This window comes from Saccharothrix hoggarensis, assembly GCF_042678885.1.
GTDB lineage: Bacteria > Actinomycetota > Actinomycetes > Mycobacteriales > Pseudonocardiaceae > Actinosynnema > Actinosynnema hoggarensis.
Genome location: NZ_JBHTLK010000009.1, coordinates 60627 through 69628, shown reverse-complemented (window position 1 = coordinate 69628; position 9002 = coordinate 60627). Strand labels below are relative to the sequence as shown.

The following is a 9002-nucleotide window of genomic DNA, read 5'->3' as shown; positions in this document are numbered from 1 at the left end:
CGGACGCCGAACTGCTGGCCGCCGCCGTGTCCGCGACCGCCGCCGTGGACGGTCCGGAGGCGGCGATCGCCGAACTGACCGAAGCCATCGCGGCCCGCGGCCCGGACGCAGGCCGGTTGCACCTGGAGGCCAGGCTGGCGGTCGTCCGGTCGTTCTCGCCGCGCCACCGACAGGCCGCGTCGGAGCACCTGCGCGGGCACGCGTCGCTGGCCGGCCGCACCCCCGACGAGCGCACCCTGCTGGGCCTGCTCGCCCAGACCGGCCGCTACGAGGTGCGGCCGTCGTCCGAGGTGGCCGCCACCGCGTTGCGCGCGCTGTCGAACGGCGCGTACTTCGACGACGCCACCGGCAGCACCGACGCCATGGTGGCGTGGGTGGTGGCGCTGCTCGCGCTGATGGCCGCGGACGGCGTGGACGAGGCCCGCCGGGAGATCGAACGGGCACGGCTGCGGGTGCGTGCGCACGGCTCGCCGGTCGAGTTCGCCATGGTGGCCAACTCGGCGGCGTTCCTGAACTGGCGGTCGGGCGACATGGTGCAGGTGGCCGTCGAGGCCGAAGGCGGGCTGGCCGCCGTGCGCGAAGAGGATCCGGCGCCGCACGTGGTGGCGCTGCGCGCGACCGCCGCCCAGTTCCTGGCCTACGTCGCGTTCGAGCGGGGCGACCTGGCGGGTGCGGCGTCGGCGCTGGCCGCGTTCGACTCCGAGCACCCCGACGCGCCGCAGATCATGCCGACGATCTGGCTGCACGAGCCGCGCGCCGTGCTGGCGCTGGCGAACGGCGACCCCGGGGCCGCGCTGGCCGAGGCGCGCTTGCAGCGGGACGCGATGCTGGCCGCCGAACTCGACCCGCCGACGGTCCCGTGGCGTGAACCCGCGGTGCGGGCGGCGATGCTGCTCGGTGACGGGGCCGCCGCGCTGGTGCTGGCAGAGGAGCAGGTGGCACTGGCCCGCAAGTGGGGCGCCGCGACGGAGATCGGCGCCGCGCTGCGGCTGCTGGCGCACGCCGACGCGGGCCGACGGGTGGAGCTCCTGACGGCTTCGGTCGACGTGCTGGAGGCGTCACCGTCGCGGCTGCAGCTGGCGCGGTCGCTGGTCGACCTCGGCGAGGCGCTGCGGGTGGCACGTCGGCGCACCGACGCGCGCGAACCGCTGCACCGGGCCATCGACCTGGCCGTGGCATGCGGGTCGACCGTGCTGCGCACGCGGGCCGTGGACGCGTTGGAGGCGTTGGGGGACAGGCCGCGCCGGCTGGTGCTCGCGGGCGCGGAGGCGTTGACCGCCAGTGAACGCCGGGTCGCCGACCTCGCCGCGACGGGCCGGGCCAACCGGGAGATCGCGCAGGAGCTGTTCGTGACGCCCAAGACGGTGGAGAACCACCTGGGCCGCATCTACACCAAGCTCGGCATCAGCGGGCGCCGCGACCTGGCGAAGGCTCTCGCGTAACCAGGTAGGAGTCGGGTGGGGGTAGGCCTGATACACCCAACTTTCCCGACCCCCACGTTGAGGGGCCAACCCTCATGCCCTCGACGTTTGCGCAGGTCAAGCTTCTCCTATCGACAGCGAAGGGGCCACGGGAGGTGGCCCCCTCCACAGGAGGTAGGAATCCCATGTTGCGCAAGCTCGTCATCGCTGCCATCGCCACTGCGGCCGTCGGCTCCGTCGCCCTGCCGGGCCTGGCCGCGGCCGACCCGATCATCGGCACGCCGCCGCCGTGCGTGAAGCTCGCCGACGTCACCGGCCCCGACTTCGAGGTCAAGCAGTGCGGTGTCAGCGACGTGGACCAGTACCGCGCCGGCTTCGCGGCCAACGGTGGCACCCACTGCGGCCCGTCGTCGCTCTACAACGTGCTGCACTACTGGGGGCACGAGAAGAAGGCGCCGGTCGGCTGGCTCACCACCAAGGTGGGCAACCTCGACCCGAAGAACCCCGCCCACTACGGCGTCGTGACCAACTCGATCGGTCGCATCGCCACGGACTCCAAGTGGAGCGTCGAGGACGGCACCAACTCGACCAACCTGCGCACCGCGTGGAACATCGCCACCAAGCCCGCCAGGGACGTCGGCTGGGCGACCGACACCGGCGGGATCAGCACCGCGACCAGCCCCGACTTCGCCGGTGAGCTGGCCAAGAAGCTCAACCAGGGCCCGGTGCAGATGTGGTACGGCCGCTACGTCGCCGGTCCGCAGAACAGCCTCAAGCGCGACGGCGGACACCTCGTCACGGTGGTCTCGGCCAAGGGTTCGTTCAACGGCGACTTCGTGCAGCTGCGGCTGGCCGACCCGGCCGAGGCAGCGGACCACGGCACGCCCGGCTACCTCGACACGCAGTCCGCCTACGAGTCGCTGGCCGTGACGCTGACGCGGCGGTCGGTCTACGAGTACCTGCCGGTGAAGGACGACGAGACGACGCCGGTCGACGAGAGCCTGCAGCCCGGCACCTACCGCACGGTCGAGCGGTGGGAGCTCGCCGGCACCGCGTACGCCGACCAGAACAAGCCGCTGGTCGAGGGCTTCAACTGGTTCGTGATGTCGCCGCCGGTGGGCTGAGTCCCAGCAGCGCAGAGGCCCCGCTCGCCCGAGCGGGGCCTCTGCGCGCGCACCGGCCGTTGTAACACCTGGGCGCAGAGGTAGCGGTCGGAGGAGTTGATCGACTGCCACGACACGGGTTGCCGTTCTACGTTGGAGACGGTCTGCCTCGACACGCCCGCGGCGGCGGCCACGTCCACGATGCCGACGCGCCGCCTTCCGTGTTCCGTGCCGTCCTTGGACACCGGCCCACATGCGCGGTGACGGGTCCGCCGTGCGCTGACCGCGGCCGGACTCGACGTGGCCACCACGCTGGTGGAGATCCGGGTGCCCGAGCCGTGCACGGTGGACATGGCCGACTCGGTGGTCGACCGGGTGCGGTCGCTGTCACCGCGACCCACAGCGGTCATCTGCCTCAACGACATCGTTGCCCTCGGGGTGTTGCGCGGACTGCGTCGGCGGCGTCCGGGTGTCGGCCGGGATGTCGGTGGTCGGGGATCGGTCGGGCGGAAGAAGCTGCGGTGCGAGAGTCCTCTGCGGGTCAGGCGAGCTGCCGGTCCACGACGGACGGTGAGAGCACGTGCTGGATCACCATCGCCGCCGCGCCGAGGACACCGGCGTCGTCGCCCGCCTGGGACGGGACGATGCGCAGGCTCTCCGTGGCGAGCGGCAGGGAGCGCCGGTAGATCGCCTCGCGCACCCCGGCGAGCAGCATCTCGCCGGCCATCGCGAGGGTGCCGCCGACGACGATCAGCGAGGGGTTGAACATGCTCACGCAGGTGGCGAGGACTTCGCCGATGGTGCGGCCCGCCCATCGCACCAGCTGGCCGGCTTCGAGGTCGCCGGTCCGTACCAGGGCTACGACGTCGGTGCTGGTGTGCGCGTCGATCCCCTTGGCGCGCAGTGCCGCGGCGATGGCGGAGCCGCTGGCGACGGCTTCGAGGCAGCCGGTGTTGCCGCAGCGGCACGGCACGTCGCCCGCGTGCGGGGCGGCGATGTGGCCGAGGTCGCCGGCCGCGCCGACCGCGCCGCGGTGCAGTTCGCCGTTGCTGATGAAGCCGGCACCTATGCCGGTGGCCACCTTCACCACGATGACGTGCTGGGCGTCCGGGAAGCACTTCGTGTGCTCGCCGAGTGCCATCAGGTTCACCTCGTTGTCCACCAGGGCGGGAACCCCGAACTCGGAGGCGATGCGCCCGCGGACGTCGTAGTCGTCCCAGCCCGGCATGATCGGCGGGTTGTTCGGCCGTCCGGTCGAGTGCTCGACCGGACCGGGCAGACCGATGCCGGCCCCGGCGACCTGCACCGAGTCGAGCCCGGCTTCGGCGAGCAACGCCTTCCAGGTCTTGATCAGCACGGGGAGGACCACGTCCGGGCCGTCGGCGACGTCCAGCTCGATGCGGCGCAGGACGAGGGGTGAGCTGGTCAGGTCCGTCACCGCAAGCGTGGCGTGGGTCGCGCCCACCTCGGCGGCGAGGACGATTCGCGCCCGTGCGTTGAACACGAAGCGGCCCGCCGGTCGGCCGCCGGTCGACGTTTCGCTGCCCCCTTCGCTGACCAGGCCCGCATCGAGCAGGGCGTCCAGCCTGAGCCGCACGGTCGACCGGGCAAGGCCGGTCACCGAGGTCAGCTCGGTGCGGGTACGTGGCACGCCGTCGCGGAGGAGGTGCAACAGCTCTCCGGCGGAAGCGGCTCCGAGGAAGCGGCCCTCTTCTTTCACGCCGCGATTGAACCAGACAGTCCGACTTATGGCGCAATTTGCCGAAACCTCCGGGACTTTTGATTGACATCCGCCAATGCCCCTCATACGGTTCGCCACATGACTGTGACCCACCTAACTCAAGCGGCGGAGAGCGGTCGTGCCGAGCCTCGGACCCTGCGGATCGCCGTGGTGGGTACCGGCTTCATGGGCCGTGTGCACGCCGAGGCGGCGAGGCGTGCGGGAGCCGAGGTCGTCGCCGCCGTGGCAGGCACTGCGGACCGTGCGGCCGATGCCGCGAGGGCCGTCGGTGCGGGACGCGGCTACGCCGACCTGGACGCACTGCTGGCCGAGGCAGGCGCCGACGTGGTGCACGTGTGCACGCCCAACGTCCGGCACGCCGAGGCGGTCCACGCCGCGCTTGCCGCGGGTGCGCACGTGATCTGCGAGAAGCCGCTGGCCACCGGTACCGCGGAAGCGACCGGGCTGGCCGAGGCGGCGCGGGCCGCGGGTCGGGTGGGGGCGGTGCCGTTCGTGTACCGGTTCCACCCGATGGTCCGTGAGCTGCGGACGAGGCTGGCGACCGGTCGGGCGGGTGTGGTGTCCACGGTCAGCGGCGGATATTGGCAGGACTGGTTATCGCGGCCGACCGACGACGACTGGCGGGTCGACCCGGCGGTCGGCGGCCCGTCTCGGGCGTTCGCCGACATCGGCTCGCACTGGTGCGACCTGTTCGAGTTCGTGACCGGTGACCGGATCCACCGGCTGTCCGCACAGACGGTGGCCGTCCAGCGGCGACCGCGGTCGCGGGCCACGCCGACCGAGGACGCGGCGGTCGTGCAGTTCACCACCGGGTCCGGGGTGCTGGGCACGGTGGTGGTCTCGCAGGTCGCGGCCGGCCGGAAGAACCGGTTGTACCTGGAGGTCTCCGGCACCGAGGCCAGCTTCGCGTTCGACCAGGAGGACCCGGAGCGGTTGTGGGTCGGCGGGCGCGGCGGCAACCAGGTGTTGTCGCGAGACCCGCAGACCCTGTCGCCGTCGGCGGCGCGGTACGCGCGCCTGCCGGCCGGGCACGCGCAGGGTTACCAGGACTGCTTCGACGCCTTTGTGGCCGACACCTACCGCGCCGTGCTGGGCGAGGACCTGCCGGACGGCCTGCCGACCTTCGCCGACGGCCTGCGGGCGGTACGCATCACCGACGCGGTCCTGACCTCCGCCGCGTCCGCCGGGGCGTGGATCGAGGTGGATCGATGACCGTCGGTGGTGACGTCGTCGTCCGGCTCGCCGGGATCACCAAGGGCTTCCTCGGGGTGCCCGTGCTGCGCGGTGTCGACCTGGAGCTGCGCGCGGGCGAGGTGCACGCGCTGATGGGCGAGAACGGAGCGGGCAAGTCGACGCTGCTCAAGGTGCTCGCGGGTGTGCACCGGCCCGACTCGGGTCGGGTGGAGGTAGACGGCGAGCCGGTCGTGTTCGCCACGCCGCGGGACGCCCAGGAGGCGGGCATCGCGATCATCCACCAGGAGTTCAACCTGCTGGAGCACCGCACCGTCGCGGAGAACGTCTACCTCGGCCGGGAGCCGGTCCGCCGGGGGCAGGTGGACCGCCGCAAGATGGAGGCCGACACCAAGGCACTGCTGGACTGGCTCGGCGAGGAGGGGATCGACCCGGCCGACACCGTGACCCGGTTGTCGGTGGCGCAGAAGCAGGTCGTGGAGATCGTCAAGGCGCTGTCCACCGACGCCAGGGTGCTCGCGATGGACGAGCCGACCGCCGCGTTGGCCGACCACGAGGTGGAGCTGCTGTACGACCTGGTCGACCGGTTGCGCACCAGGGGCATCGCGATCCTCTACGTCTCGCACCGGATGCGCGAGGTGTTCGACCTGAGCAAGCGGATCACGGTGCTCAAGGACGGCGCGTTCGTCACCTGCGCCCTCACCAGCGAGCTGACCTCGGACGAGCTCGTGCGCCACATGGTCGGGCGCTCGCTCGACGCGCTCTACCCCGACCGCGCCGGCGCGGACGACCTCGGCGACGTGCGGCTGGCGTTGCGCGGCGCGGGCAACGGCCGGGTCCGCGGCATCACGTTCGAGGTGCGGGCGGGCGAGATCGTCGGCATCGCGGGACTGCAGGGCTCCGGGCGGTCCGCGATCGCGCGCGCGATCTGGGGCGTCGAGCCGTTCACCACAGGCACGCTGGAAGTCGACGGCGTCGTGCGGCGGATCACCGACCCACGTGCGGCCGTGCGGCTCGGCATCGGTTACGTCACGGAAGACCGCAAGGGCGAAGGTCTGGCGTTGCGGCAGTCCATTCGGGACAACGCGCTGCTGGTCCGCCGCGCGGCGCTGACCGGGGGTCCGGGACGGCGCAAGTCGGACCTCGGCGAGCTGTTGAGGTCCGTCGCGGTCGTGGCGCGGGGCGAGCACCAGGAGGCGCGCTACCTGTCCGGCGGCAACCAGCAGAAGGTGGTGCTGGCCAAGTGGCTGGCCGTCGGACCGCGCGTGCTGGTCGTGGACGAGCCGACCCGCGGCATCGACGTCGGCGCGAAGCAGGCCGTGCACCGGCTGCTGCGAGACCTGGCGCGCAGCGGGGTCGCGATCCTGATGATCTCCTCCGAGCTGCCGGAGCTGATTGGCATGAGCGATCGGATCCTGGTCGTCCACGAGGGCGCGATCGCGGGCGAACTGCCCGCGGGCGCCGGTGAGGAAGCCGTCATGGGCCTGGCCACCGGGCACACCACGGGAGAAGTGGCATGAGCGTCGCGCAGGAGAAGGTCGAGCTCGCGAACCCCGTCCGGCGCGACGGCGGCCGCCGGTTCAGCTTCACCCCGACCGTCACGGTCTACCTGGCGCTGGCGGCCCTGCTCGTGGCCGGCAGCATCCTCGTCGGCCTGAACGGCGGCGTGCTGCTGGACCAGGGCGGCATCCTCAACATCCTCACCCGCAGCACCGTGCTGGGGCTGGTCGCGGTCGGGCAGACCATCGTGATCATCACCGGGTCGCTGGACCTGTCCGTGGCCTACCTGGTCGGGCTGTGCTCGCTGGTGGCGGCGGAGACGATGGCCGGCAGCGACGGCATGATGGTGCCCGGCGTGCTGCTGGCGCTCGGCGTGGCCGCCGTCGTCGGCCTGGTCAACGGCCTGGTCGTCACCGTGCTCAAGGTCAACGCGTTCATCGCGACCCTCGGCGTGGCGCTGATCCTGCGCGGCTACCTGGAGGACAACTACACCGGACCGGCGGGCAGCGTGCCGCGCGCGTTCCAGCACCTCGGGTTCGACCGCATCGGCCCCGTCCCGGTCGGTGTGGTGCTGATGCTGCTCGTCGCGGCGGCGGCGTGGTGGTACCTCAAGCGCACCCGCGCCGGCTACCACACCTACGCGGTCGGCGGCGACATCGACGTGGCGCGGCTGTCGGGTGTGCGCACGGGCCGCACGATCGTCACCGCCCACGTGCTGTGCGCCGTCGCAGCCGGTCTGGCCGGGGTGTTCCTGGCCAGCCGGCTCGGGTCCGGCGCGCCGTACGTCGGCACGGACGCGGGCTACGACCTGGAGTCCATCGCGGCCGTCGTGCTCGGCGGCGCGGCGCTGGCGGGCGGCCGGGGCGGTGTCGTCGGCACGATCGGCGGCGTCCTCATCCTGGCCACCCTCGACACCATCTTCGACGACCTCGCCGTCGACCCGTTCTTCAAGGACGTGGTGCGCGGCGTCGTCCTCATCGTCGCGGTGGCGCTCTACGCCCGCCGCAAGCTGACCAGGAGGTCCGCGTGAACGCGCCGACCACGTGGCGCCCCCGCCTGGCGGAGGGCACCGCGCCCGTGCTGGCGGTGCTGGCCGTGCTGCTGGTGGCGCTGGCCTTCGCCGGCCCCGCCTACTCCGAACCCACCGGCTACCTGGCGCTGCTCAAGCGCGCCGCGCCGCTGGTGCTGCTGGCCATCGGCCAGTACTTCGTCATCGTCTCCGGCGGGTTCGACCTGTCGGTCGGCTCGCTGGTCACCGCCGAGGTGGTGATCGCCGCACGGCTGATCGAAGGCGACGACGCGAACACGGCGTGGGTCATGGCCCTGCTGCTGGGCTTCGGCCTGCTGGTCGGCCTGGTCAACGGGCTGGTCACGACCAAGCTGCTGGTGCCGTCGTTCATCGTGACCCTCGGGATGCTGCTCATCCTGGACGGCGCGGTGTTCCTGTGGACCGGCGGCGCACCGCGCGGCGCGCTGTCACCGTCGTTCCGCGTGTTCGGCCGCGGCGGGGTCGACCTGCCGGTCCTGGGCCACCTGCCGTGGTCGGTGGTCATCCTGCTGGCCGTCCTCGTCGCCGCCGCGCTGTTCATGCGCAGCGGCACCGGTCGCACGCTCGTCGCGGTGGGGGACAACGAGAACTCCGTCCGCCTCGCGGGTGGACGGGTGGACCGGCTGAAGGTGCTGGCGTTCGCGCTGTCCGGTCTGCTCGCGGCGCTGGCCGCCATCCTGCTCGGCGGGTTCGCCGGCGTGTCGGCCCAGGTCGGCGAGGGCCTGGAGTTCCGCGCCATCACCGCCGTGGTCCTCGGCGGCGTGCTGCTCGGCGGCGGTAAGGGCTCCGTCGTCGCCGCGGCCGCCGGCGCGCTCACCCTCGAAGCCCTCTTCTCCTTGCTGAACCTGCTCGGCGTCTCCGGCGCGCTGGAGTCCGCCGTCCAAGGCGTGATCATCATCGCCGCCGTCGCCTACGCCGCCCTCGGCGTCAACCAGAAGCTCAGGTTCCGGCGCCGCACCGGCGCACCCGAGCCCGCTTCCCGCTAGTCCCCGCCGCAC

7 protein-coding genes and 1 pseudogene are annotated in these 9002 nt (G+C 72.5%); 7 read left to right on the top strand and 1 reads right to left on the bottom strand.

Features of this window, described 5'->3' with window-relative positions:
- From ACFQ3T_RS03840 to ACFQ3T_RS03830, 3 genes and pseudogenes are all read left to right on the top strand, one after another.
- Nucleotides 1-1442: helix-turn-helix transcriptional regulator (locus tag ACFQ3T_RS03840; protein ID WP_380719794.1), on the top strand; the 1442-nt coding region annotated here is incomplete at its 5' end.
- Nucleotides 1443-1606: 164 nt separating this feature from the next.
- On the top strand, nt 1607-2545 hold the full coding sequence (locus ACFQ3T_RS03835; protein WP_380719792.1) for a cysteine peptidase family C39 domain-containing protein: 939 nt from the start codon (nt 1607-1609) through the stop codon (nt 2543-2545).
- 258 nt (nt 2546-2803) lie between these two features.
- Nucleotides 2804-2998, top strand: a pseudogene (locus tag ACFQ3T_RS03830) (substrate-binding domain-containing protein); the annotation flags it as partial.
- 67 nt (nt 2999-3065) lie between these two features.
- Here the strand turns inward: ACFQ3T_RS03830 and ACFQ3T_RS03825 are convergent.
- A complete protein-coding gene (locus tag ACFQ3T_RS03825; protein ID WP_380719790.1) occupies nt 3066-4331 on the bottom strand; it encodes an ROK family transcriptional regulator in 1266 nt (421 codons plus the stop codon).
- A 12-nt stretch (nt 4332-4343) separates the two neighbouring features.
- Here ACFQ3T_RS03825 and ACFQ3T_RS03820 point away from each other — a divergent pair, with 12 nt between their 5' ends.
- The 4 genes from ACFQ3T_RS03820 to ACFQ3T_RS03805 are packed head-to-tail and all read left to right on the top strand — an operon-like array spanning nt 4344 to nt 8990.
- A complete protein-coding gene (locus tag ACFQ3T_RS03820; protein WP_380719787.1) occupies nt 4344-5477 on the top strand; it encodes a Gfo/Idh/MocA family protein in 1134 nt (377 codons plus the stop codon).
- Nucleotides 5474-6976 carry a sugar ABC transporter ATP-binding protein gene (locus ACFQ3T_RS03815; protein WP_380719784.1) on the top strand — a complete coding sequence of 501 codons (1503 nt, stop codon included), beginning with the start codon at nt 5474-5476 and terminating at the stop codon, nt 6974-6976. The genes ACFQ3T_RS03820 and ACFQ3T_RS03815 overlap by 4 nt, the downstream gene beginning before the upstream one ends.
- Nucleotides 6973-7986 carry an ABC transporter permease gene (locus ACFQ3T_RS03810; protein WP_380719781.1) on the top strand — a complete coding sequence of 338 codons (1014 nt, stop codon included), beginning with the start codon at nt 6973-6975 and terminating at the stop codon, nt 7984-7986. Before ACFQ3T_RS03815 ends, ACFQ3T_RS03810 begins: the two co-directional genes overlap by 4 nt.
- Complete coding sequence (locus ACFQ3T_RS03805; RefSeq protein WP_380719778.1) at nt 7983-8990, top strand: ABC transporter permease; 1008 nt, start codon at nt 7983-7985, stop codon at nt 8988-8990. Before ACFQ3T_RS03810 ends, ACFQ3T_RS03805 begins: the two co-directional genes overlap by 4 nt.
- Nucleotides 8991-9002 lie beyond the last annotated feature (12 nt).

Coding starts and splice junctions, on each gene's coding strand:
- ACFQ3T_RS03835 (WP_380719792.1), top strand. CDS start 1,607: ATGTTGCGCAAGCTCGTCATCGCTGCCATCGCCACTGCGGCCGTCGGC.
- ACFQ3T_RS03810 (WP_380719781.1), top strand. CDS start 6,973: ATGAGCGTCGCGCAGGAGAAGGTCGAGCTCGCGAACCCCGTCCGGCGC.
- ACFQ3T_RS03820 (WP_380719787.1), top strand. CDS start 4,344: ATGACTGTGACCCACCTAACTCAAGCGGCGGAGAGCGGTCGTGCCGAG.
- ACFQ3T_RS03825 (WP_380719790.1), bottom strand. CDS start 4,331: ATGAGGGGCATTGGCGGATGTCAATCAAAAGTCCCGGAGGTTTCGGCA.
- ACFQ3T_RS03815 (WP_380719784.1), top strand. CDS start 5,474: ATGACCGTCGGTGGTGACGTCGTCGTCCGGCTCGCCGGGATCACCAAG.